The following is a 22533-nucleotide window of genomic DNA, read 5'->3' on the forward strand; positions in this document are numbered from 1 at the left end:
TTCTTGTTAGGAATATAAATTTCCTTTTGGAGATTTATAGGTGATATGAGGGGTGATGGTCTAGAGGTTTGTGAAATTATTTATCCTGACAGGAAAGTTTTTTTAGAGGCCTTTGCCGGGCTATGCTTGCTCCATGACCACACCACCGCCTCTACGCCAACCTTGCCCCCCTGGCGCCTGCGACTGCGGCCGGGAACACTTGGTCGAACACCCGCAGGCCGCCCAACGCATCCTCCTGCTGACCCGCCAGGAAGAAAAGCGCCTGCTCGAACGCCTGGAAAACCTCAAGGACCTCGAAGACCTGCAGCGCCTGCAGCAGCGTCTGTACGACAACCTCGGCATCCGCGTACACATCGCCCCCGGCTTCAACGAAGTGCGCACCATGCGCGGCATCGTCATCGAACTGGATGATCAGCCGGGGCTATGCCGCAAAACCAGGCAGTCGATCCCGGCGGCCATTCGGCGTGGGCTGGAGCGCAACCCGCAGGTCGCCTACCGCCTGCTCGATACCTACGACCTGCTGCGTGACGGTTGAGAGAGGAGTGAGTCATGCACATGGCGGCGCAAACAAACCATAGCGCCTTAATTTTTCCGAAGCCTCCCACGTCTACTTGAAAGCCCCCCTGCGCGAAGCCCGCAGCGGTACTCATCATTCAAGGAGACAGGCAATGACTTCCGTTTTCGACCGCGACGATATCCAGTTCCAGGTAGTGGTCAACCACGAAGAGCAATACTCGATCTGGCCCGACTACAAGGCCATCCCCAACGGCTGGCGTGCGGTGGGCAAGAGCGGCTTGAAGAAGGACTGCCTGGCCTACATCGATGAGGTCTGGACCGATATGCGCCCGCTGAGCTTGCGCCAGAAAATGGCCGAAGCCGCCGCCCAGTGACCACGCTGAACCTGCTGTGCCTGCCGTACTCCGGCGCCAGCGCCATGGTCTACAGCCGCTGGCGGCGCAAGCTGCCAGCGTGGTTGCAAGTGCGCCCGGTAGAGCTGCCTGGGCGAGGCGCGCGCATGGCCGAGGCGCTGCACACCGACATGCAAGCCCTGGCCCGGCAACTGGCCCGCGAACAGCGCCTGGCGGCCAGCGCCCCCTATGCGCTGCTTGGGCACAGCCTGGGCGCGCTGCTGGCCTTCGAGCTGGCCCATGAACTGCAAGCGTTGGGCTGCCCGCCACCCTTGGCGCTGTTCGCTTGCGGCACGGCGGCACCCACGCGGCGTGAGGACTACGACGGCAAGAACTGGCGCGAGCCCAAGAGTGACGCCGAGCTTATCAGCGAGTTGCGCGAGCTTCAGGGTACGCCCGAGGAAGTGCTGGCGAACGCCGAGTTGATGAGCCTGACCTTGCCGACCTTGCGTGCCGACTTTCTGTTGTGCGGCACCTACGCCTACCGCCAGCGGCCGGCGTTGCAGTGCCCACTGCATGTGCTGGGTGGCGTGGATGACCGGGCCAGCGACGAGCAACTGCAGGCCTGGCGCAAGGAAACCCACGGCAAGTTCTCGCTGCAGATGTTCCCAGGTGGGCACTTCTTCATCCATGAGCATGAAGACCGCGTGCTCGACGCGCTGACCGCGTCGTTGCAGCCGCTTCGGCTGTCCGCCTGATTGACGTCACCGCTTGCCTGGGGGAGGCTAGGGCTTTTCCCAGGCAAGGGGCAGACAATGCTGATCGATCCACTCAAGGCCACGCTGCTGGTCGTCGACATCCAGGAAAAACTCATCGGCGCCATGAGCGACCCCGAAGGCACTCGGGCGCGGGCCCGCTGGTTGCTGGCCGCGACTGCCGAGCTGGAACTGCCGACGGTGATTTCCGAGCAGTACCCCAAGGGCCTGGGCCATACCCTGGCGCAATTGCTGGCCGCAGCACCGGCCGCCGAGGTGGTGGAGAAAAGCCACTTTTCCTGCGTGGCCGCGCAGTGTCTGCCAGCCAGCCTGATGGCGCGTGAGCAGGTGATCGTCTGTGGCATGGAAACTCACGTCTGCGTGCTGCAGACCGTGCTCGGCCTGCTGGGGTTGGGCAAGCAGGTGTTCGTGGTCGAAGATGCCTGCGACAGCCGAACCTCGGCCAGCAAGGCGGCAGGCCTGGCTCGCATGCGTGCCGCCGGGGCGCAAGTGGTGACCCGTGAGATGGTGCTGTTCGAACTGCTGGGCAGCGCCAGCCATCCGCTGTTCCGCCACATCAGCAAAACCTACCTGGTCGGTGAACAGCCCTGAACGGTCGGGCACTGGCTGTGGGGGTGATGGCCCTGGCGCTGCTGCAAGGCTGCGCCGGGCGTCGTGAAGAAGCGCCAGAAGCGGACCCGGCCAAGGTCCGCGCACAGCTGCTGCGATTGCTGCCTGCCCAGGCCAAGGATCGCGAGGGTTGGGCCCAGGATATTCAAGTGGCCTTTGCAGCGCAGCGCATAGCCCCCAGCAAAAGCAACCTGTGCGCAGTGCTGGCGGTAACCGAGCAGGAATCGACCTTCACGGCCGATCCGCAGGTGCCCAACCTGGGGCGTATCGCCCGCGAGGAAATCGACCGCCGCGCTGCACGCCTGCACATTCCCAAACTGTTGGTCGACGGTGCGCTGAAGGCGCCTTCGGGTAACGGCCAGAGCTACCAGCAGCGTTTGCAGGCAGTGCGCAGCGAGAAGCAGTTGAGCGAACTGTACGACGAGGTCATTGCCCGCGTGCCGTTGGGCAAAACCCTGTTGGACGGGCTGAACCCGGTGCACACCGGCGGGCCGATGCAGGTCAGCATCGACTTTGCCGAAAAGCATGCAACGGATTACCCCTACAGCCATGGCGGTACGATTCGCCAGGAAGTGTTCACCCGGCGCGGCGGCATGTACTTCGGTATTGCCCACCTGTTGGGCTACCCGGCCAACTACGAGCGCCAGCTTTATCGCTTTGCCGATTTCAACGCGGGCTGGTACGCCAGCCGCAATGCGGCGTTCCAGGCGGCGTTGAGCAGAGTAACGGGTGCGCCGCTGGCCCTGGACGGTGACTTGATCGCGCCGGGCTCGATCATGCCAGGCACTACTGAGCTCGTGGCGCGCAAGCTTGGGGTGAAGCTGGGGTTGCGTAACCCGCAGATTCGCAGCCAGCTGGAGGAGGGCGACAGCTTGGCGTTCGAGGACAGCAAGCTCTACAGTGGGGTGTTTGCCCTGGCGGATGCCAAGACTGGCAAGCCGGTGCCACGGGCGGTGTTGCCGGGGATTGAACTGAAGAGCCCCAAGATCACTCGCAAGCTGACTACCGCGTGGTTCGCAGGGCGGGTGGATGAGCGTTACCAGCGGTGCATGAAGCGGTAGCAGTGCGTTGCCTGTAACGGCCTCTTCGCGGCTGAAGCCGCCCCCACAGGAATGTGGCCGGACCCTAAGGTTGCGCGGTCCCTGTAGGAGCGGCTTTAGCCGCGAAGAGGCCAGCACAGGCGACATCAGCTTTCGCCCAATGCCCCAACCACCTGCTCCACGCTAGCCTTCAGCCCTGCAAACGCATCCTCAGGGTCACTCTCAACCACCACCAGCTTAGCCCCGGCCGCCTCGATCACCTCTGCCACCGCGGGGTCTGGCTGCCGGTGGTCCAGCACCAGTGCCACATCCTGCGCTTTCAGGTTTTCACCTAGCGCTTTGAGCGCGGCAGCATCCCACTCGGCTGGCAGCGGCTGCTCCACCACGTCCAGATTCAACCCGCTGGCCAGGTAGCCCAATCGCTCGGACAGGCTCACCACCGTCAGGTTGTCGACCTTGGCCAGACGCGTCTGGCTGCTGGCCGATAGCTCCAGCAACTGGCGCTTGAGCCCCGCCAGGTTGCCCTGGATCTTCGTCTTTTCGTCCGGTGCCAGCCGCTCCAGGTCATTGGCTACTACATCGGCCATGCGCCCGAGGTTGGTCGGGTTGAGCCAGGGGTAGGCGCCATAGGCATCGTCACCCGTGACCGCAATACCTGGCAGCGCGCCGTCCACCGGCCGCGCAGCATCGATCTCGACAATACGGATGTTGCTGCGCCGGGCCATCGGGTACAGCGGGTCGTCACGCCAGATCGAGCGCACGCCGATCACCGCATCCGCTTGCTGTGCGGCTTTGTGCAGGCTGGCGCCACCACGCCCGCTGAAGTATGACGGCTGGCGACTGGCCGGCAGGTTGGCCGGTGCTGCCTGCTTGAGCTGTACCGAGGTGCCGCCGAGCAGGGCACTGGCCAGGCTGTGAGTGACGGGCAGGGTCGTCAGCACTTGCGTGGCGAAAGACAGCGATGGCAGGCCGGCCAGGGCTAGTGCCAGGGTCAGGCGTTTGAAGTTCATGCCGGGTTTCCTTGCAGGCGGGGAACGAGGGCGCGGGCCAGGGCGGCCAGGGCGAAACAGAGACCGGCGACCAGAATGATCGCGGCACCTGACGGCACCGGCAGGTCGAACACGATCGGCAACAGGATGCCGAACAGGGTGCTGATGGTGGCAATCAGCACCGACAGGAAGAAAAAGCCCTTGAGCGACTGGCTGACCAGGCGAGCGGCGGCGGCAGGAATCACCAACAGCGCACCGACCAGGATGGCACCGATCACTTTCACTGCGGCCACGGTTACCAAGGTCACCAGCACCACGAACAGATAGTCCAGGGTTTTCACCGCCACCCCACGCACAGCCGCCAGTTGTGGGTTGAAGCTGGCCAGCATGATGCGGTTGTACAGCGGCAAGGCCAAGGCCAGTACCAGCACTGCGACGATGCCCAGTACCACCAGGTCCTGGCCACTGACGGTCAGTACCGAGCCGAACAGCACGTTTTCGAGGATATGCACGTTGATCTTGCCTGCCAGCATCAACAGCAAGCTGGCGCCCAGCGCCAGCGACACCGACAGGAACACGCCAATCAACGTGTCTGGCGACAGCCCGGTGCGGTTGCGCAGGAAGTTGAGCAGGATGCCGAACAGCAGGCAGTAGCCGAACAGACTGCCGTAAGGGCCGGTGTAGGGCTCGCCCAGCAGGATACCGATGGCCACGCCGGTCAGCGCGGCATGGCCGACCGCTTCGGAGAAGAAGGCAAAGCGCTTGACCACCACCAGGGTGCCCAGGCCGCCCAGCACCGGGCCTATCATCAGGCCGGCCAGCAGGGCGTTGACCACGAAACCGTAGGCCAGCGCCTCGGGCAGGTAGCCGGCAGTGGCCCAGTCCTGGACCGTTTGGCGAAAGAATTCAAAACTCATCAGGCAAGGCTCTCGCTACGCGGGTGAACGGAGAACAGGCCGAGCAGGCGCTCTGGGGTCAGGGCCTGGGCGGGTGGGGCGTCGAACAGTACCTGGCGGCTCAGGCCAGTCACTCGGTCGGCCAGGCGCAGCACAGCTTCCAGGTCATGCTCGATCCACAACACGGTTGTGCCAGCCTGGCGCCAGCCATGCAGCAACTGTTCGAACACCTGGATACCCGCTTCATCGAGCGCCGACATGGGTTCGTCCAGCACCAGCAACTGCGGCTCGGGGATCAGGCCCTGGGCCAGCAGCACGCGCTGGCGCTCACCACCCGACAACGCCCCCATGCGCCGCTTGCGTTTGTCGAGCATGCCGACCCGCGCCAGGGCCGCGTCGATAGCCGGTTGCACACGCCGCGACAGGCCGAGGAAGGCCGGGCGGCGCTGGCACATGGCGGCCATGAAGTCGTCCACGGTCATCGGCAGGCCACGGTCGAACTCCAGTGCCTGCGGCACATAACCAATCACCTCACGCTCGTTCGGCCAATGCAGGGTCAGTTGTCCCTGATGCGGCATCTGCCCCAGCAGGGTCTTGATCAGCGAGCTCTTGCCGCCGCCATTGGGGCCGACGATGGCGTGCACGCTGCCTGCGGCAACGCTGAAGCTGACCTGTTCGAGGATACGGGTGCGGCCCAGGGTCAGGTCGATACCGGCGAACTCGATACGTGGCCCGCAGGCTGCCAGCAGGTTGGCGGCTGCGGTCATGCGCGGTTCTCCTGAATGGCACGGACCACGGTGTCGAGGTTGCGCTTCATCTCCACCTCGTATTTGTCCTTGGTGTATTCGCCATAGGAGATATGGGTCAACGGATACAGGCGCACGCCGGACTCACGCTGAATGGTTTCGACATAGGCCGACGGGAAGTCCATTTCCGAGAAGATCACCCGCACGTCCAGTGCCTTGAGCTGGTCGATGGTCTTTTTCAGCTGCGCCGGGCTGGGCTCGATGCCATGGGCCGGTTCGACCACTGCGGTCACTTCCAGGCCGAAATCACGCACGAGGTAGTCGTAGGCAGCATGGATGGTCGCCACGCGGAACGTGGCGCTAGGGGCTTCGGTGACCTTGGCCAGGGCCTCGGCCCGCAGGGCGCGCAGGCGCTTGGCATAGGCGCGGGCGTTTTGCGTGTACAGCTTGGCGTTGTCCGGGTCGAGCTTGCCCAGTTCGCGGGCAATGTTGTTGACCTGGGCGATGGTGGTGCTGATGGACAGGAACGTGTGCGGGTTGACCACCTTGCCAGCGCCGCGCGCGGCAATGCCGGTGGCCGCCAGCAACGGTACGTTCTGGTTGGCTTCGATGGTCGTGATGCCGGGCTTTTCACTGGCGGCGATCATGCGGTCGGCGAAGTCGTCGTGGCCGACGCCATTGAGCACCACCACGTCCAGCGTACCGATGCGTTTGATGTCCTCGGCCCGTGGCTCGTAGGCGTGGGGGTTGAAGCCTGCTGGAATCAACGGCACCACTTCGGCTTTGTCGCCGACGATGTTGCTCACGTAGCTGTAGTAGGGGTGCAGGGTGATGCCGATGCGCAGCGGCTTGCCGTTATCGGCCAGGGCCAGTGACGGCAGGGCAAAGGCCAGGAGCAGGGCGAGGGCGGAGCGGAGCATGGGGGAGTCCTTGGGTTCAGTGACGGTGTTCGCGGGTAACCCCGGCGTCGTAATGGCTGACGACCTGCTGCCAACCGGCGGCGATCAGGGTGGCCTGGCCGAGGTCGTCCGGGATCACGGCGGCGCTGTCGCGGCGCAGCCAGACATCGGCCTGGCCGGTGCTGTCGGCGGGCAGGATCAGCAGCAGGCTGCCGGCGACCTCGGGGGCCTGGCTGCGGCCCAGGTAGGCGCCGGGCTCCAGCCACGACCATTGGTGGCCGCCGCGGCTCTGGCTGCCGGCATCGACCACGAACGGTGGCAGGCCTTCCTCGGCCAGGGCCTGCACACTGGGTACGACGCCATTTTCTTCACGCAGCAGCTGGATTTCGTCGAAAGCCACGCGCAAGTCGGTGTACAGGCCTTGCTCGGCGGCGGTGAGGTCGCGGCGGGCGTCGATCTGGTGGCTGGCGATGGTCTGTTCGTCCTCGCGCTCACCGCGTAGCAGCACCACGCTGGCGGCGAGCACCACGATCAACAGGCTGGCCAGCAGCACGTACAGGGTTTCGTGCCCGGCGCCGGCCGGGCGAATCACTTGGGCGCGGCTCATGGCTGGGCGATGTCGGCGTAGTCGACTTCCACCACGTGCCCGGGGCCTGCGTCGAATAGCACATAGAACTCACCGTCCGGGCGCTTGAAGGTCAGCGTCGAATCGTCACCAAGCTTGCCGCCGACCAGCACCTGTTCGTCATAGCCGATCACATCCAGGGTCACCCCAGGGGCACCGCTGCCGTCCGAGAAGCCGCCGGTGCACTTGACCTGGCCGCTGGCCAGCGCTTCGCATTCGCACATCGGGTTGTGCGCCAGGGCGGGGCCGGCGGCCAGTACCATGAAGGGCAGGGCGAGGGTGCGCATCAGGTTTTTCATTTCTTGCCTCCTTGTTTCTCGAGCCAGGCCACGGTGGCTGGCGATGCCTTGGCCAGGGGGACTGACGCCTGGTGCATGCTGCCGTCCCAGCCTTCCAGGGTGATCCAGATCTGCGCGTCGGGTTTGGTGCGTGGTGGAATCGGCAGTGAGGTGCCCATGTTGTACGGTGCACCGAAGAAGATGGTGCCGGCGGCGCGCAGGCTGCGAGGCTTGCCGATGCGCAGGTAGGCCGCCTTGACGTCCTTGATGCAGGCCTTGCACAGCGATGCGTTGAACGACTTGAAGAAGCCGGCCGGGCCATCGGCGCGAGGCGCTTCGTCACGCAGTTCGGCCAGGTCGAGGCTGTAGGGGCCGACCTGGATGTCGCTGATCACATTGGCGCCCAGGCCGGCGTCACCGCGAAACAGCTTGGCGTCGGCGAAGTACTTGGGCATGAAGCCCAGCGGAATCAGGATCAGCAGGATATTCAGGTGAAAACGCCACTTCAGCCAAAGCTGCTTCAGCGGGCTGGTGGGCAGGGCTTGGGCCTGGCTCATTAATGGATCTCCACGGTGGTTTCACTGCGCGCCGCACGGGGTGCTCGCTCGCTGCGCTTGAGGGCGGCGGCGGTGGCCTGGGCGGTGCGTTTGGTCCAGATCAGCAGGCCGCTGAGCACCATCAAGGTGAGGACCAGGCCGAAGAAGAACCAGATCAGCTTGATTGGCAGGCCACCGAAATCGCCGGTGTGCAGCGGGCGCATGGATTCGGTGACGAACTCCAGGGCCGAGCGGTCGCTGATTTCGAACTGGCTGTCGACAATGCTTGTATACGGGTTCACCGACGCACTCTGGAACATCAACGGGTACCAGCCTGGCCCAGACAGGGTGACGTGGCTGTAGGCGGTGGCGGGCAGCGAGACGGAGTTGATCTCCAGCCCCGGGATCGCCAGGCCGGCAATGCGCGCAGCTTCATCCAGGTTGATGCGCGGGGCAGGGCTGCCATCTGGCGTTTGCGGCACGTCCTCACGGGCGATCACCGGCACGATGGGCCGGCTGGAAATGGTGATGTGGTTGTCGAACAGTATCGCCTGGATCAGGAACCAGGTGCCGGTGATGGAAATCACCGCAATGAACCAGATCGACCACACCCCGGCCAGGCGGTGCAAGTCACCCCAAAAAATCCGCGAGCCATGGCCGGTGCGCACGGGTTTGAAAAAGCCCTTCCAGAACTTTTTGTACACAACCAGGCCGGTGACCAGCGAGGCCAGCATCGGCAGGCCGAGCAGCGACACCAGGTACCAGCCCCAGCTGAAACCATTGGTGAACGGCACCAGCCACCAGCCGTGCAGGGCCCGGGTGAAGGCTTCGAAGTTGAAGTCAGGGGTCTTGCCCTGGATGGCGCCGGTGTAGGGGTTTACGTACAGCGTCGGGCTGGTGCCGTCTGGCAGGGTGACATTGGCCTTTACCGCGAAGTGCGAGCCATCGGGTTGGCTGAGCCGGTCCACGACCATATCCGGCTCGGCCTTGTGCAAGGCTTCCAGCACCTGCTGGAAGCTCATGCGTTGCACGTCCGCGTCTGGCTTGTTGGCGCGCACGGCCGAGTCGGCCAGCCAGACGATTTCCTGGCTGACCACGGCAAGCATGCCGGTGAAGCAGACGATCAGGACAAAGAACCAGATCGGCAAGGCAAGCCAGCTGTGGACCAGGAACCACAGCCTGGATTTGGATTTTTTCGGTGATTTGGCCATCAGACGGTCTTCTGCAATGGGTGGTCGAGCGTGTGCCCAACCAAAGAGGGCTGTACTGATAAGGACGAATGAGAATTGAAAACCTGCCTTTTAAAATGAAAGCAAATGTTTCAAAAGACGAAGGCCGGACGGCGCACGCGGCGTCAGTCCGGCCTTGAAGGCTTGTTGCAGAGGGCTCAGGCGCGGGTCAGGGCTACCGCCGCTTGCGGCTTGCCGTGCAGCTGCGCCAGGTCCTGGTACAGCGCCCGGCCAATTTCCGCAGCGCGGGCCGGCAGCACTGAAAGCAGCGTGTCACTCAGGCCGTGGCTGTTTTCGCAGAAGCCCTGCAAGTAAACAGAGGCCTGCAGGTCGGGGCTGGCCAGTACACGGTAGTTGCGGTCGACGCTGAAGTCCTCCAGATAACCGGCCAGTGGCGCCAGCAGGTCACGGTGCGAGCGGCGCTCGTAACCGGTGGCGAGGATCACGGCATCGTAGCGGTGGGTTTGCTGCTGGCCGGTGGCAAGGTCGCGCAAGGTCAGTTCCAGGCCTTCGCGGGTGGCCACCACCGCTTCCACCTGGCGCCGGCATAGCACGTTGTGGCGGTGCTGGTGGGCGACCTTCTGACGGTAAAGGATGCCGTAGATGCGCTCGATCAGGTTGAGGTCGACCACCGAGTAGTTGGTGTTGTGGTACTCGCCCAGCAATTTGCTGCGCTGGTCGGCCGGTTCGTTGTAGACCAGGTCGGTGTAGTCCGGTGAGAAGATCTCGTTGACGAACGGGCTGTCGTCGGCGGGTTTGAGGGCCGACCCGCGCAGGATCATGTCGACCTTGACCGACGGGTAGCTGTCATTGAGATCGATGAACGCCTCAGCGGCGCTCTGGCCTGAGCCGATCACGGCGATGCGCATGGGTTTACCGTCGGTGCACGGCAGCTTGTTCAGGCTGCTCAGGTACTGGGAGTGGTGGAACACCCGTGGGTCGTCCTTGAAGGCGCCGAACTTTTCCGGGATTTTCGGCGTGCCGCCGCTGCCGACCACCACCGAGCGGGTGCGGCGGCTGTATTCGCGGCCTTGCGCGTCACGTGAAACCAGGCGCAGGTGCTCGACCCGGCCGGCATTCAATTCCGGTTCGATGCGCAACACTTCCTGGCCATACACCGCCTGGGTAGCGAAATGCTCGGCGGCCCAGCGCAGGTAGTTGTTGTACTCCAGGCGGCAGGGGTAGAAGGTGCCGAGGTTGATGAAGTCGGCCAGGCGCTGCTTCTGATGCAGGTAGTTGACGAAGCTGTAGGGGCTGGTGGGGTTGCGCAGTGACACCAGGTCTTTCAGGAACGAGATCTGCAGCTCGCTCTGGGTGGCCAGGGTTTCGCCGTGCCAGCGGTAGTCTTGTTGCTTGTCGATGAACAGTGCGTCGAGGGCATGGCCCTGAGACTCGGCGAGTTCTTCCAGGGCGATGGCCAAGGCCAGGTTGGAAGGGCCGAAGCCCACGCCGATCAGATCTTTGATGGTTTCCTGCTGTGAGGGCTGGCTCATGGCTGCGATTCCCTGAATGGTCGAATATGGACGCCCGCCGGGGCTCCGGCTCCTGCGCAAGTACATGAGTTGGAACGAGCCAGGCGGGGGGGAATTTAAGCGGGCTCAAGAACTGCATGAGGCGGCCGATAGGGTGGTTACGGCAAGGACCGATCTTTTTGGCAAGGAATCGACATGAGCGGAATAACGGCAAGCAACCTGATGATCAACGGCGTTTCAGCGCAGACGCTGAGCGCCAACGCAGCGACTGAACGCGAACAGGCAAAACAGGCCGGTGAGGCACTGGGGCCACTGAGCATCAGCAGTGACAGCATGAAAGTTTCAGCGGGTAGCCAGGCGCAATCCACCGACACTGAAGACAGTGGCGAGTCGCAGGCCGTGACCGAGCTGCGTCAGCTGATCAAGGATCTGCAGAAACAACTGGCTGAAGAGCAGAAGCAATTGGCTGCGCTGCAGAACAGCAAGATGGACGAGGCCGCCAAGGCGGCTGCGGTGGGCGCCAAGCAGGCGAGCATTGCCACCATCAATGGGCAGATCATGGCAGCCACGGCGCAATTGCTGGAGCTGTTGCAGCAAGAGGGTGGCAGCAGTGCCGGCGGGATGGTCAGCGCCACGGCCTGATCATCCCGCCGGCATGCGCAGTCCCAGTAGGAGCGGCCATGTGTCGCGATGGGCCGCGCCGTCAGACACGCGCGTAGTAGCAGGTAGTGGTTATTCGGTCACCAAGCGGCCCTTGCTCTGCCGGTCCGCCTTGTACTGCATGGCCACTGCTGGCGCCGGCTTGGCGGCACCGGTTTCCAGCCACTGACGCATGCGGCTGGCATCGGCGAAGTGGGTGTACTTGCCGAAGGCATCGAGAATGACCATGGCCACCGGGCGATTGTCCATGCGGGTCAGCAACACCAGGCAATGCCCGGCCTCGTTGGTGAAGCCGGTCTTGGTCAGCTTGATGTCCCAGTTGCTCTTGTTCACCAGGTGGTCGGTGTTACGGAAGCCCAGGGTGTAGTTGGGCTTGCGGAAGGCCACGGTCTTTTCGCGGGTGGTCGACAGCTCGCTCAGCATCGGGTACTTGCGCGAGGCCATCAGCAGCTTGGCCAGGTCGCGTGCGGTGGACACGTTCTGCGTCGACAGGCCAGTCGGCTCAACATAGCGGGTGTGTGCCATACCCAGGCTGCGGGCCTTGGCATTCATGGCCTTGATGAACGCCGGGTAGCCGCCGGGGTAGGCGTTGGCCAGGCTGTTGGCCGCACGGTTTTCCGACGACATCAGGGTAATCAGCAAGGTTTCGCGGCGGTCGAGCTGGCTGCCCAGGCGCACGCGCGAATACACGCCTTTCATTTCCGGGTTGTTGGCGATGGTCATGGTGAGCATTTCATCCATGGGCAGCTTGGCATCCAGCACCACCATCGCTGTCATCAGCTTGGTTACCGAGGCGATCGGCACCACGCGGTCGGCGTGGCTCGAATACAATTCCTGGTTGCTGTTCAGGTCGATCAGCAGGGCACTGCCTGAAGCCAGGTGCAGCTTGGACGGGTCTCGTTGAGCCTGGACCGGGGGTTGTGCAGCAGCAGTCGACGGAAGGGTCGCGGTACCTGTGAGCAACAGCAGCAGGCTGAGGATGGACAGGGATGTTTTCACGTTGAGGCTCACTAAAAGTTGGTATGTCGTTGGCTGTGCAAGGGTTTTCCCCCTAAAACCGATGCATTCTGGAGTATGGCTGAATTGCTGTCGAATGCCTTATGACTAAAGGGCGCAAAGTGAACGATATTTAATCCTGTACCAATTTTTAACCAATCACGTACTTTTCCAGATTCGCAAATCGGCCCAGTCGTCAGCGGAATTGTTTCTTGGTGGTATGCTCGCCGCTTACCAAACAGGGAGAGTGGTAATGAGGTTGCGGGAGAGACATAAGGCTTTGCAAGAGTGGCTCACGCCAAGGCGCCGTCGGCGCACCGGGATAGCGCTGATCGTAGCCTGGATCGCTGCGACGATAGTGTGGCCAAGCAGCAACTGGGCTTGGGTAGGTGGCCCTGGTATGTACCTGCTTTTCAGCGCTTGGCCGGCTGAGTTGCACGACAAAGCGTTGATGCGCTGGCAGCGCGGATCTAAGTAGCGGCGCTGTAGTGCTACGGTCGCTATCACGCCGCCCTCGATCCAAACGGCCGGACCACGCTCTCGACCTTGTTGCCGGCCACCATCGCCCTGGCTCACGAGCAGTTGGTCGCTATCGAGCCGGACCAGCAGCGCTTGCAACGCACTGCTGTTCTGATGCAACGAAAAGGGGCTTACCAAACGGCTGCAGCGAGGGCCTTTGTCGAACTGGCGATAAAAGTGGCCAAGCACCTTGAGGCGCCAGGCTGCTCCACTCAGATGGCGTAGCAGCCCGTCATTTGAATTTTCGGGTAGCCGCCGACGAGCTAGGACAATGCCTATTTTCTGGCCTGGCCACGAAACGCTCACCCGCAGGCGGCCCTCGATATCGTTCGAATTTGGCTGCTTGAACAAACAAGACTATAGATTATCTACTGGCATGAAGAAGGGTTGCTGTCTCTCTGAGCGGTGCTGAGCGGTGCTAGTCTCATTTCACCAACAACCCGTCCACGCCTCACTCAGGAGGATGTATGTCAGTAGAAAAAGTAGCAATAGTCACTGCCGGTGGTAGCGGCATGGGAGCGGCGGCAGCACGTAGATTGGCTGCCGATGGCTTCAAGGTCGGTATTCTCTCTTCATCTGGCAAGGGCGAGGCCCTGGCGCAGGAATTAGGCGGCATTGGCGTAACCGGCAGTAACCAGTCAAATGAAGATCTGCAGCGCCTCGTCGACGCAGTCATTCATAAATGGGGCCGTATCGATGTGTTGGTCAACAGCGCCGGCCATGGTCCGCGGGCACCGATCCTTGAGATCAGCGACGAAGACTGGCACCAGGGTATGGAGACATACCTGCTCAACGTAATTCGTCCTGTGAGGCTGGTGACCCCGTACATGCAGCGCCAGAACGGTGGTGCAATCATCAACATTTCCACTGCATGGGTGTTCGAGCCAAGCGAACTCTTCCCTACCTCGGCAGTTTTCCGTGCCGGTTTGGCGTCGTTCAGCAAAATCTATGCTGACAAGTACGCCGCTGACAACATTCGCATTAATAACGTGCTGCCTGGTTGGATCGACAGCCTCCCAGCTACCGAACAGCGTCGAGAAGGTGTGCCGCTCAAGCGCTATGGCACCAGTGAGGAAATTGCCGCCACTATCGCCTTCCTCGCAAGCGAAGGGGCAGCCTACATTACCGGCCAGAACATCAAGGTCGACGGCGGCGTTACCCGCAGCGTCTGAATGCCTCCGGGCCGCACGCAGTACGCGGCCCTTTTTCATTTTGGGCGATTGTCATGCTTGATCTGATATTGGCTAAGGTATGGTCAGATTTATCCATACCTGTTGGCGGTATTCCAAATCCATTTCGTTTGATGCAACTGGCTACCGTCAACACTGAAGGGCAACCTAAAGTAAGCACTGTTGTCTTGCGACATGCGGATGCGTCTACGAAGTCGATCATCTTTTATGTGGACAAGCGCTCGGCGAAACTTGCAGAGATACTGGCCGAACCTAGAGTCGGCATGACCTCCGTCGACCCGTCTGGCAAGCGTCAACTTCGGGTTGAAGGCCTAGGTGAACTGTTGTCGGATGTGTCGCTCCTTGCCAGGCACTGGGAGCAGGCACGAGGACGAACTCAAGCGCTCTTTCGCCATGGACGCATACCCGGTGAGGCTATTTCTTCACCTTCAACAGCTTATGAAACGCACATGGATGGTTTCAAGAATTTCACTTTACTGGCTGTCCACCTACGACAAATAGAGTGGCTCGATCTTACCCAGGATATCCACCAACGGGCACGCTTCATTTTGCAAGGCGACCATTGGCAGGCGGGTTGGATCGCTCCCTAAGGCAGGATCATTTTTAATGAGCAGAATCGCTATCCACAGTGACCAGGCGCCGAAAGCTATTGGCCCGTATTCGCAAGCAGTCCACATGGGTGAGTTGGTGTTCTTGACAGGGCAAATCGCGCTTCACCCTGAAAAGATGGAATTGGCCCAAGGCATTGAAGCCCAAACCATTCAGGTATTCGAGAACCTCCAGTCAGTAGCACAAGCCGCAGGCGGTAGTTTTTCTGACGTAGGAAAGCTCACTATTTACCTCACGGAACTCTCGCACTTTGGTGTCGTGAACGAAATAATGGGCCGTTACTTTGAAGCGCCTTACCCAGCACGAGCTACCGTGGGTGTATCGGCGCTCGCGTTGAATGCTTTGGTTGCTATTGACGCCACCTTAGTGCTTCCTCGAAAAACAGCATAATCCGCAAGTTTCCTCTTTATCATAAAACTCATTCAGCACCGGGCAGATGTTTCGTCACCTGCTCGCGTGGCTCACTCTCGATAGTGGCAGGGCAAATAGATGGCCAAGGCAGCTGATCTCGTTGTGCAATGTTTGGAAAGTGAAGGTGTTGAGTACGTGTTCGGCATTCCTGGTGAGGAAAACCTCGACCTGCTCGAATCCCTGCGCAAGTCGAAGATCAAGCTGGTACTGACCCGTCACGAGCAGTCTGCAGGTTTCATGGCTGCCACCTACGGCCGCCTGACCGGCAAGACCGGCGTCAGCCTGTCGACCCTCGGCCCTGGCGCCACCAACCTGGTCACCGCCAGCGCCTATGCCTACCTGGGCGGCATGCCGATGATGATGATCACCGGGCAGAAGCCGATCAAGAAGTCCAAGCAGGGCCGCTTCCAGATCATTGACGTGTGCGGCATGATGGACCCCATCACCAAGTACACCCACCAGTTCGCCTCGGCCGACAACATCCCGTCGCGCATGCGCGAAGCCTTCCGCCTGGCCGAAGAAGAAAAGCCGGGGGCGGTACACCTGGAGCTGCCGGAAGACATCGCGGCCGAGCAGACCGATGCGTTACCGATCCCTCAGAGCCTCCACCGTCGACCGTTAGCCGAGCACAAGGCAATCGAAGCGGCGGTTGAGAGGCTGCACAGAGCCCGCAACCCTATCTTGGTGATCGGTGCCGGTGCGAACCGCAAGATGACTGCCAAAGTCCTCAAGCAACTGATCGACGAGACTCGAATCCCGTTCATCACAACCCAATTGGGCAAAGGTGTGGTCGACGAGCGCCATCCCTGCTTCCTCGGTAATGCTGCGCTTTCGTCCGGTGACTTTGTACACCGTGCAATCGAAGCCGCCGACCTGATCATCAACATCGGCCACGACGTGATCGAGAAGCCGCCGTTCTTCATGGTTCGCGGCGGCACCGAGGTCATCCACATCAACTTCCGTGCCGCCGAAGTCGATGCCGTGTACTTCCCGCAGGTTGAAGTGATCGGCGACATTGCCAACGCCGTGTGGCAGATCAGCGAAGCGCTGAACGACACGTCGCACTGGGACTTCACCCGCCTGATGGCCATTCGTGAAGCCAACGAAGCACAGATCGCCGAAGGCGCCGACGATAACCGCTTCCCGGTCTACCCGCAGCGCCTGGTGGCCGACATCCGTCGTGTACTGCCGTCCGAAGGCATCGTTGCCCTGGACAACGGCATCTACAAGATCTGGTTCGCCCGTAACTACAAGGCGCACAAACCCAACACCGTGCTGCTGGACAACGCCCTGGCGACCATGGGCGCGGGCTTGCCATCGGCGATGGCCGCGCACCTGGTGCACCCGGACCGCCCGGTGATTTCGGTGTGCGGTGACGGCGGCTTCATGATGAACAGCCAGGAGCTGGAAACGGCGGTACGTCTGGGCATGCACATCACCGTGGTGATCCTGCGTGACGACGGCTACGGCATGATCCGCTGGAAGCAGGCCAACATGGGCTTCACCGATTTCGGCCTGGACTACGGCAACCCGGACTTCGTCAAATACGCCGAAGCTTATGGCGCCAATGGGTATCGCGTAGAAAGTGCCGACTCGTTGATTCCGCTGCTTGACCACTGTGTCTCCAACCCAGGGGTGCACGTGATTGATTGTCCGGTCGACTACAGCGATAACGACCGTATATTGAACATTGATCTGCGCGAGCGCAGCGCGGCGGTGTGAAGCCGTCTTGTTCTAGCTGATCGCCGATTCAGCGTGGTGGCGAAGCGTCTGGCTGACAAACAAAGGCAAGGTTATGCTTCGCCACCCACAGATAAGGAGAGCGAGAATGGGCAGAGGGCTGGAAAGGATTCGAGCGTGGCTTACACCACGGAGGCGGTTCTGGTCAGGCATGGCCCTGTTCACAGTGACTGTTATCGTGCCGGTTGTCAGCCCAGGAACGAGCGTCAGTTGGCTCATCGGACCTGCTGCCGTACTCATCGTTGGTAGCTTGATGACGGTGCCGAACGGCAAACAATGAAGTACCGGGCCCGCAGAGGCGCGTGGGGCTGTTTTGCGAGCCCCTGACTGAATGGCCGACCGGCGCGGCCATGTTCCAGGCTGCAGGCGTATCAATCTGTACGCAGTATCGGGAACAGTTCTAGCGGATTGCGTGATTCGCTGTTCATCAGGTCGCACGCAGCCGCAGCTTGTGACTTGTTTATAAAGCCGTGCTTGAGCCGTTGTTTTTCCTGGTTGTCGTAGAGGTCGAAGCCGCCCGAAGTGGTCGCGGCGTAGAACCGGTTGCCGATGCGGAAGGACTCGCCTTCCACCGGCACAGCAGGAACGATAACGAATCTTGGTTGCATGTCACGCGCCTCCCCAGGCAGATATCTAATTATTAGTCTGAGAGCGGGAAGGCAACAATATGACTCATCGAGACTAATCAATGGCGTGGCGTGTCACGGCTATCCGCCATGAACTGAGGGATGGCTGGCATCCCGATGCAACCCGTGTGATGGGGGAGGCGCATCGGAATGTCTTGCCGGCGCTCGGCGCTCAGCGATGGATGAGCGAGAGCTCGCTGATGATGCAGATCGAGCCTTCGTCGGCGGGCGTTGCAGCGGTGTAGTCGACCTGGTTGTAGACCCCGCCGTGGAACTCGAACAGGCGTGAAGCCCAGGTACTGTCGAGCTGCAAATCGCCCGATGTGCCGGATACCCCATTGCATTTGGCTGTCACATTGACCACGCCGTCAGCCGTGGTGTGGATGCTGATATTGAACTTCTCCCCTAGCGGCACCCCCTTCAAAACCGTTGAGTTCACAGGGTCTGTCTGGTTGTAGGTGCGTCGAAAGCCCAGGGTGATGTTGCCCTTGTTCCAGAACACTTTCACCGGCGGGCTGTCATCCCCACGCACGTGCATCTGGGCGATGACCACCTTCTGCGCCGCGTTTACCTTGGTCAGCGTCATTGTCTGGCGATTCCAGTGATCCTGGGCGCTGGCCAGCGTCCAGTCTTCCGTTTCTGTCCACTCGCAGCGGGTCCTGTGAGTGCTTTTGCTCGAAGCCCCTTTGGTGGGGGCTGAAAACTGGATCGAACCATCGCTGAGCACCTTCACGATGCTCGGGAAGCGGGCAATTGCTTCGGCGCCGTTGACTTCCAGGGCAACCGGATTGGTTGAGGAAACCGCTATCGGGGTGGCAATGGTGAGCTTGCTGATGTCTACGGCCATGGGGCTGCTCCTTAGAAAAAGCTGGGGTTGAATGGTGGAGTGATCTGGCGACCGGGAAGTGGTTGCCGACGCCAAAGTTAGCCATAAGCTAAATATCAGTCAATAGCTTTTGGCTAAATAAATTTCGCTTGAAGAATAATTACCCGCGGGCGAAATTTTTCCGCAATGGGGCTTTACGCTGGATTTGGCAGTGAGATAAGCTTTCCTTTAATACTGTACAAACATACAGCCTTCAGGATGGGAATATGTCCAAGCACATGAAGTCAGAGCCCCAGCTGCGCCAGGAGATGACCGGAATAGAGCGGCTTAGCCTGCGGGTGTCGTCAATGATCAACCACCCGCTTGCGCAGACTCAGCGCTGGGTTGTGGTGCATCGCCTGGATACTGACGGTGACAGGGAGTGGGAGGAGGTAATGGGCCTGCTGTCGGAAACACCCGAACTGGACCTGACCTTCAACGATGACGAGAGTGTGACAGTGCGCTGGGAGCGCAGCAGCGTGGAAGAGCGTGACGATTTCTTGGTTGAGCAGGACAGCGAGCAGCAGGTCGAGGAGGCGGCACCTTTCTGAGCATCAGAAAAAGCCCGCCGTGGAGGGCGGGCTTCGCTTTACACAAGGTGGGCATTCCACACCAGTAGCACCCTGGCCTGTATGTAAGTCTCTTCCTGGCGAATCATGCGGTCTTTGTGTCGCGAGTTGTCGGAGATCATCTCGAAATGCTCCTCATCCGCGATTTGCAGCCGCTTGATGTAGATGTGGTCGCCCCAGGAGAAGAAATAGATGCCATCGCCAACGAACTCGCGGATGCTGACATCGACGATCAGCGGGTCGCGGTGCTTGATGGTTGGCTCCATCGACTGGCCCCAGCCCGTTACCATTTTCAGATGGTGGTGCTCACTGAACGCTACGCCCAGTTCGCGCAGGTGGCTGGGGCTGACGCGAATGTCCTTGAACATCTCGGGGTAATCGTGGGGGATCTGGCCGCCACCCATGGCTGCCCGCACGTCGTAATGGGCAATCCACACTTCATCACCGACCAGGCCAGGGCGAACCCGCTCAGTCTTCACCAGTGGGGTATCTGCTGGCTCTTGCGCAGCGGCCAGCAACCGTTGCCGGGTTTCTTCGGGGATACCTTTACCGCTTCTTGCCAGCATCTGCTTGACCAGGTCGGCTGCAGAAAGCTTGCTGTCAGCCACCTCGACGCCAACTTGCGTGTGCTCGCCTGGCGTCACCGCATCGAACCAACCCCGTGGCAAACCTTCGATGCCCTCGATGCGACGGGCCACGTCATCACCCAGGTTCTTCGCGGTCTTGTCGGAAAGGATCTGGCTCAGATGGGCAGGCGCCATCCCCCAGCGCTCTGCGCAGGATCCTTTCCTCTGGCTACCGATCAGCTTGATCAGGTTGAGCTTGCGAATTTCGTAAATATCCATGGGGTGAAGCATGCCAGTGTTTAGCTGGCTGCTAAATATGCGCATGGCTAAATTGGCCCTTGTGGCAATGTTAGCTGTAGGCTAAATTAAATGGGCGAACAAGGAAAGCCACCGAGGCAATTTTCTCCAAGGCTTATCACATCATCATCTGTAATGAGGTTCACATGGATCCGACCGACCTCGGCCCGGGCACAGTCACTTGGCTGAGCGGTACGGGTACTGTTTTGCTGGGTGCATTTCTGTGGCTGCGCAAGTGGTTGTCCAGGGATGCGGTCGACCGCGCGATGGACAGTGCGGATATTGCGGTCATCCACCGCCTGACAGAACTGCTGGACATCGAACGGGACGCCCGAAGAGAGGCAGAGGCTAAAGCTGATCAGCTCGCCAAGGAGCGAAACGAACTGGTGATGACCGTGGGGCGGCTGCAAGGCAAGGTCATGGCCCTGACCAACCAGTCTGGTCGCAGCCCTCATCCCTGAGGGTGGCCCAAGCAAAAAAAAGCCCGCCAGATTGGCGGGCACAAGGGCGTAGGGAGCAACGCACAACAAATTCGGGTCAGGCGACCAGGGTGCCGGGTTGCAACTGCTCAACCAGGGCCTGGGCCGAGGCAAGCGTCGGCATCGGGCCGCTCACGGCCTCACCGTTACGCACCAGGTACCAGCATGCCAACAGGCCCTGTTCACGCAGTGAAACGGGGACGGCGCTACCGACAACGGACATGATCTGAATAGTGGCCATGAGGACCTCCTGTGAAACATGGCTCTACCATACGCAGCAGCCGGAACGCTTTGAAATCAACTTCCTCGATAGTGGTCATTAGTTCTATCAACCGTTACCAGCGTGGCGGGCCGTAGTACACCGGTGGCGGGCCGTAATAAGGGCGGTAGCCTGGGGGCGGTGGCGCGGGTGCGTAGTACGGCTGGTAGTACACCGGCTGTGGTGGCGGTTGCACGTACACCGGGGGAGGCGCGTAATAGACTGGCTGGCGTTCGACGTACACGGTGCGGTCACGCCCGCCATAAACCGTCGCCCCAACCACGGCACCGACCACGGCAGCACCTAGCAGGGGGCCTGGCCCATACCAACCACCGCCGCCATGGCCATAACCGCCGTGGGCTGCAGCAGGCCCGCTGATGGCCAAGGCACCGACCAGCAGGGCGATTCCGGGAATGTGACGGTTCATAAAACAACCTCGCAGGAAAACCCCACGCTTGGGGCCTTATTACTATGACTCCAGTCTCCGTCAGCTGAGCACAGGGGAACGGTAAAGGTTGTGTAAGGGACGACCAGTGGTTGCCTCTGTTACGCTGAACAAACGTTTCAGTTATGACTATGGAGCAGGTTATGTCGACAACTCCCAGCAGAGATACCGTGCTGTGCATTTCCTTGGCCGGCCGCCCTGGTACCTTCGGCGTGCGCTTTCACAACCACCTCTACCAGCAGCTGGGTTTGGACTTTTACTACAAGGCCATGCGCACCGATGACCTGCCGGCGGCGGTGGCGGGTATCCGCGCGCTGGGTATTCGCGGCTGTGGGGTGTCGATGCCATACAAGGAGGCCTGCATGGCCTTGGTCGATGAAATCGACCCGTCAGCGCAAGCCATTGAATCGGTCAATACCCTGGTCAACAGCAATGGCCACTTGAAGGCTTACAACACCGATTACCTGGCTGTGCGTCAGTTGCTGGCGCAGCACCAGGTCGACCCAGGCACCGCGTTTGCCCTGCGTGGCAGTGGGGGGATGGCCAAGGCCGTGGCCAGTGCCCTGCGCGATGCCGGGTTTGCCGAAGGCATCATCGTTGCGCGCAACGAGCAGGCCGGGCGGCAGCTGGCGGATGTGTGCGGTTACCGCTGGTTGCCACAGCTGGGCGACATCTGCCCGCCAATGCTGGTGAACGTGACACCGATCGGTATGGCGGGCGGGCCAGAGGCAGATGTGCTGGCGTTTTCCGAGCAGGCCATTGCGGCAGCGGAGCGGGTATTCGATGTGGTAGCGATGCCGGCGCAAACGCCGCTGATCCGCCAGGCCCAAGCGTTGGGCAAGCCGGTGATCACTGGGCTGGAGGTCATTGCGCTGCAGGCGCTGGAGCAGTTTGTGCTGTACACCGGGGTAAGGCCGACGCGGGCGCAGGTAGACGCTGCGGTGGCGTACGCCCGGGATATCTGATTATTGCTGTACTGGCCCTTTCGCAGCTTTAGCCGCGAAAGGGCCAGTACAGGATAAGACAGGGTCAGAACACCTTGTGCCCGTCATCCAACTGATGGTCGACCAACGCCCGGCCATGGGCCAGCGACACATGCTGAGCATTTTCAAGGTCGGAGAAAAACTGCATCGGCATCGACAGACGCTTGCTGGTGTGCCCGTCGGGTGTGGTGATCAGGCAGCCGGCGGCATAGGGCAGGGGGGAGTCAGGATGGGGCATCACGCTGGCGGTGATGGTGTGCTCGCGGTATTCACAGTGAAGAGATTGCATCGTCCTTACCTCGCTGTGGCATGTGAAGCGGTTACCTTCATATACCACAGCAAGGGGCCGGGAGTTCCCGGCCCGACGAGCGAGCCG

The 22533-nt window shown here is 61.2% G+C and carries 29 protein-coding genes and 1 pseudogene; 14 read left to right on the forward strand and 16 right to left on the reverse strand.

What is annotated here, in order from left to right; genetic code table 11:
• Window positions 1-133 precede the first annotated feature (133 nt).
• The 5 genes from ACNQP3_RS10495 to ACNQP3_RS10515 all read left to right on the forward strand — a co-directional run bounded on the left by ACNQP3_RS10495 (window position 134) and on the right by ACNQP3_RS10515 (window position 3294).
• Window positions 134-535 (forward strand): hypothetical protein, encoded by a 402-nt coding sequence (locus tag ACNQP3_RS10495; RefSeq protein WP_012271759.1) that lies wholly within the window; start codon window positions 134-136, stop codon window positions 533-535.
• Between the two features lie 133 nt (window positions 536-668).
• Window positions 669-890 (forward strand): MbtH family protein, encoded by a 222-nt coding sequence (locus tag ACNQP3_RS10500; protein ID WP_003256222.1) that lies wholly within the window; start codon window positions 669-671, stop codon window positions 888-890.
• Window positions 887-1606 (forward strand): thioesterase II family protein, encoded by a 720-nt coding sequence (locus ACNQP3_RS10505; protein ID WP_012271760.1) that lies wholly within the window; start codon window positions 887-889, stop codon window positions 1604-1606. Before ACNQP3_RS10500 ends, ACNQP3_RS10505 begins: the two co-directional genes overlap by 4 nt.
• A gap of 57 nt (window positions 1607-1663) precedes the next feature.
• Window positions 1664-2215 (forward strand): hydrolase, encoded by a 552-nt coding sequence (locus ACNQP3_RS10510; RefSeq protein ID WP_012271761.1) that lies wholly within the window; start codon window positions 1664-1666, stop codon window positions 2213-2215.
• Complete coding sequence (locus tag ACNQP3_RS10515) at window positions 2212-3294, forward strand: DUF1615 domain-containing protein (protein WP_375774260.1); 1083 nt, start codon at window positions 2212-2214, stop codon at window positions 3292-3294. Before ACNQP3_RS10510 ends, ACNQP3_RS10515 begins: the two co-directional genes overlap by 4 nt.
• Window positions 3295-3419: 125 nt before the next feature.
• Here ACNQP3_RS10515 and ACNQP3_RS10520 read toward each other — a convergent pair whose 3' ends face one another.
• The 9 genes from ACNQP3_RS10520 to ACNQP3_RS10560 all read right to left on the reverse strand — a co-directional run bounded on the left by ACNQP3_RS10520 (window position 3420) and on the right by ACNQP3_RS10560 (window position 10964).
• Window positions 3420-4283 (reverse strand): metal ABC transporter substrate-binding protein, encoded by an 864-nt coding sequence (locus ACNQP3_RS10520; protein WP_179027522.1) that lies wholly within the window; start codon window positions 4281-4283, stop codon window positions 3420-3422.
• Entirely contained in the window at window positions 4280-5179 is a 900-nt protein-coding gene (locus ACNQP3_RS10525) for a metal ABC transporter permease (protein WP_012271764.1), read from the reverse strand. The genes ACNQP3_RS10520 and ACNQP3_RS10525 overlap by 4 nt, the downstream gene beginning before the upstream one ends.
• Window positions 5179-5925, reverse strand: coding sequence for a metal ABC transporter ATP-binding protein (locus ACNQP3_RS10530; protein WP_264316996.1), 747 nt, complete (start codon window positions 5923-5925; stop codon window positions 5179-5181). Before ACNQP3_RS10530 ends, ACNQP3_RS10525 begins: the two co-directional genes overlap by 1 nt.
• Window positions 5922-6824: a metal ABC transporter substrate-binding protein gene (locus ACNQP3_RS10535; RefSeq protein WP_012271766.1), complete on the reverse strand. Its 903-nt coding sequence runs from the start codon at window positions 6822-6824 to the stop codon at window positions 5922-5924. The genes ACNQP3_RS10530 and ACNQP3_RS10535 overlap by 4 nt, the downstream gene beginning before the upstream one ends.
• Before the next feature lie 16 nt (window positions 6825-6840).
• On the reverse strand, window positions 6841-7410 hold the full coding sequence (locus tag ACNQP3_RS10540; RefSeq protein WP_012271767.1) for a DUF6162 family protein: 570 nt from the start codon (window positions 7408-7410) through the stop codon (window positions 6841-6843).
• Window positions 7407-7727 carry a hypothetical protein gene (locus ACNQP3_RS10545; protein WP_012271768.1) on the reverse strand — a complete coding sequence of 107 codons (321 nt, stop codon included), beginning with the start codon at window positions 7725-7727 and terminating at the stop codon, window positions 7407-7409. Before ACNQP3_RS10545 ends, ACNQP3_RS10540 begins: the two co-directional genes overlap by 4 nt.
• Entirely contained in the window at window positions 7724-8263 is a 540-nt protein-coding gene (locus ACNQP3_RS10550) for a hypothetical protein (RefSeq protein ID WP_060515547.1), read from the reverse strand. The genes ACNQP3_RS10545 and ACNQP3_RS10550 overlap by 4 nt, the downstream gene beginning before the upstream one ends.
• Window positions 8263-9453, reverse strand: a complete 1191-nt coding sequence (locus ACNQP3_RS10555; protein WP_264316997.1) for a PepSY-associated TM helix domain-containing protein — start codon at window positions 9451-9453, stop codon at window positions 8263-8265. The genes ACNQP3_RS10550 and ACNQP3_RS10555 overlap by 1 nt, the downstream gene beginning before the upstream one ends.
• A 176-nt stretch (window positions 9454-9629) precedes the next feature.
• Entirely contained in the window at window positions 9630-10964 is a 1335-nt protein-coding gene (locus ACNQP3_RS10560) for a lysine N(6)-hydroxylase/L-ornithine N(5)-oxygenase family protein (RefSeq protein WP_264316998.1), read from the reverse strand.
• A 174-nt stretch (window positions 10965-11138) separates the two neighbouring features.
• Here ACNQP3_RS10560 and ACNQP3_RS10565 point away from each other — a divergent pair, with 174 nt between their 5' ends.
• A complete protein-coding gene (locus ACNQP3_RS10565; protein ID WP_012271772.1) occupies window positions 11139-11585 on the forward strand; it encodes a hypothetical protein in 447 nt (148 codons plus the stop codon).
• Between the two features lie 90 nt (window positions 11586-11675).
• On the opposite strand, the gene pbpG is transcribed toward ACNQP3_RS10565, so the two are convergent.
• Complete coding sequence (pbpG, locus tag ACNQP3_RS10570) at window positions 11676-12602, reverse strand: D-alanyl-D-alanine endopeptidase (RefSeq protein ID WP_012271773.1); 927 nt, start codon at window positions 12600-12602, stop codon at window positions 11676-11678.
• Window positions 12603-13127: 525 nt separating this feature from the next.
• On the opposite strand from pbpG, the pseudogene ACNQP3_RS10575 reads away from it, so the two are divergent.
• From ACNQP3_RS10575 to ACNQP3_RS10595, 5 genes and pseudogenes are all read left to right on the forward strand, one after another.
• A pseudogene (locus ACNQP3_RS10575) lies at window positions 13128-13343 on the forward strand (transcriptional regulator CynR); the annotation flags it as partial.
• Between the two features lie 242 nt (window positions 13344-13585).
• The gene (locus tag ACNQP3_RS10580) at window positions 13586-14290 is read left to right on the forward strand and encodes an SDR family oxidoreductase (protein ID WP_012271775.1); all 705 of its coding nucleotides are present in this window, start codon (window positions 13586-13588) and stop codon (window positions 14288-14290) included.
• A 53-nt stretch (window positions 14291-14343) separates the two neighbouring features.
• Window positions 14344-14898, forward strand: a complete 555-nt coding sequence (locus ACNQP3_RS10585; protein WP_264316999.1) for a pyridoxamine 5'-phosphate oxidase family protein — start codon at window positions 14344-14346, stop codon at window positions 14896-14898.
• A 16-nt stretch (window positions 14899-14914) separates the two neighbouring features.
• Complete coding sequence (locus ACNQP3_RS10590; RefSeq protein WP_012271777.1) at window positions 14915-15307, forward strand: Rid family detoxifying hydrolase; 393 nt, start codon at window positions 14915-14917, stop codon at window positions 15305-15307.
• Window positions 15308-15406: 99 nt separating this feature from the next.
• Complete coding sequence (locus ACNQP3_RS10595) at window positions 15407-17050, forward strand: acetolactate synthase large subunit (protein ID WP_264317000.1); 1644 nt, start codon at window positions 15407-15409, stop codon at window positions 17048-17050.
• A gap of 389 nt (window positions 17051-17439) precedes the next feature.
• On the opposite strand, the gene ACNQP3_RS10600 is transcribed toward ACNQP3_RS10595, so the two are convergent.
• Both ACNQP3_RS10600 and ACNQP3_RS10605 read right to left on the reverse strand, forming a co-directional pair.
• Window positions 17440-17676, reverse strand: coding sequence for a hypothetical protein (locus tag ACNQP3_RS10600; RefSeq protein WP_012271779.1), 237 nt, complete (start codon window positions 17674-17676; stop codon window positions 17440-17442).
• Window positions 17677-17866: 190 nt separating this feature from the next.
• A complete protein-coding gene (locus ACNQP3_RS10605; protein WP_012271780.1) occupies window positions 17867-18541 on the reverse strand; it encodes a polysaccharide lyase family 7 protein in 675 nt (224 codons plus the stop codon).
• 245 nt (window positions 18542-18786) lie between these two features.
• On the opposite strand from ACNQP3_RS10605, the gene ACNQP3_RS10610 reads away from it, so the two are divergent.
• Entirely contained in the window at window positions 18787-19110 is a 324-nt protein-coding gene (locus ACNQP3_RS10610) for a DUF1654 domain-containing protein (RefSeq protein WP_012271781.1), read from the forward strand.
• A gap of 38 nt (window positions 19111-19148) precedes the next feature.
• On the opposite strand, the gene ACNQP3_RS10615 is transcribed toward ACNQP3_RS10610, so the two are convergent.
• Window positions 19149-19973, reverse strand: coding sequence for a S24 family peptidase (locus tag ACNQP3_RS10615; RefSeq protein ID WP_264317001.1), 825 nt, complete (start codon window positions 19971-19973; stop codon window positions 19149-19151).
• 164 nt (window positions 19974-20137) lie between these two features.
• Here ACNQP3_RS10615 and ACNQP3_RS10620 point away from each other — a divergent pair, with 164 nt between their 5' ends.
• Window positions 20138-20452: a hypothetical protein gene (locus ACNQP3_RS10620; protein WP_012271783.1), complete on the forward strand. Its 315-nt coding sequence runs from the start codon at window positions 20138-20140 to the stop codon at window positions 20450-20452.
• Between the two features lie 76 nt (window positions 20453-20528).
• Here ACNQP3_RS10620 and ACNQP3_RS10625 read toward each other — a convergent pair whose 3' ends face one another.
• Both ACNQP3_RS10625 and ACNQP3_RS10630 read right to left on the reverse strand, forming a co-directional pair.
• Window positions 20529-20711 carry a hypothetical protein gene (locus tag ACNQP3_RS10625; protein ID WP_012271784.1) on the reverse strand — a complete coding sequence of 61 codons (183 nt, stop codon included), beginning with the start codon at window positions 20709-20711 and terminating at the stop codon, window positions 20529-20531.
• A gap of 94 nt (window positions 20712-20805) precedes the next feature.
• A complete protein-coding gene (locus ACNQP3_RS10630) occupies window positions 20806-21156 on the reverse strand; it encodes a hypothetical protein (RefSeq protein ID WP_012271785.1) in 351 nt (116 codons plus the stop codon).
• A gap of 161 nt (window positions 21157-21317) precedes the next feature.
• Here ACNQP3_RS10630 and ACNQP3_RS10635 point away from each other — a divergent pair, with 161 nt between their 5' ends.
• Window positions 21318-22139: a shikimate 5-dehydrogenase gene (locus ACNQP3_RS10635; RefSeq protein WP_060515715.1), complete on the forward strand. Its 822-nt coding sequence runs from the start codon at window positions 21318-21320 to the stop codon at window positions 22137-22139.
• A gap of 64 nt (window positions 22140-22203) precedes the next feature.
• Here the strand turns inward: ACNQP3_RS10635 and ACNQP3_RS10640 are convergent, their stop codons facing one another.
• Complete coding sequence (locus tag ACNQP3_RS10640) at window positions 22204-22446, reverse strand: hypothetical protein (protein WP_012271787.1); 243 nt, start codon at window positions 22444-22446, stop codon at window positions 22204-22206.
• Window positions 22447-22533 lie beyond the last annotated feature (87 nt).

This window comes from Pseudomonas sp. LFS074, from assembly GCF_047978165.1.
GTDB lineage: Bacteria > Pseudomonadota > Gammaproteobacteria > Pseudomonadales > Pseudomonadaceae > Aquipseudomonas > Aquipseudomonas putida_P.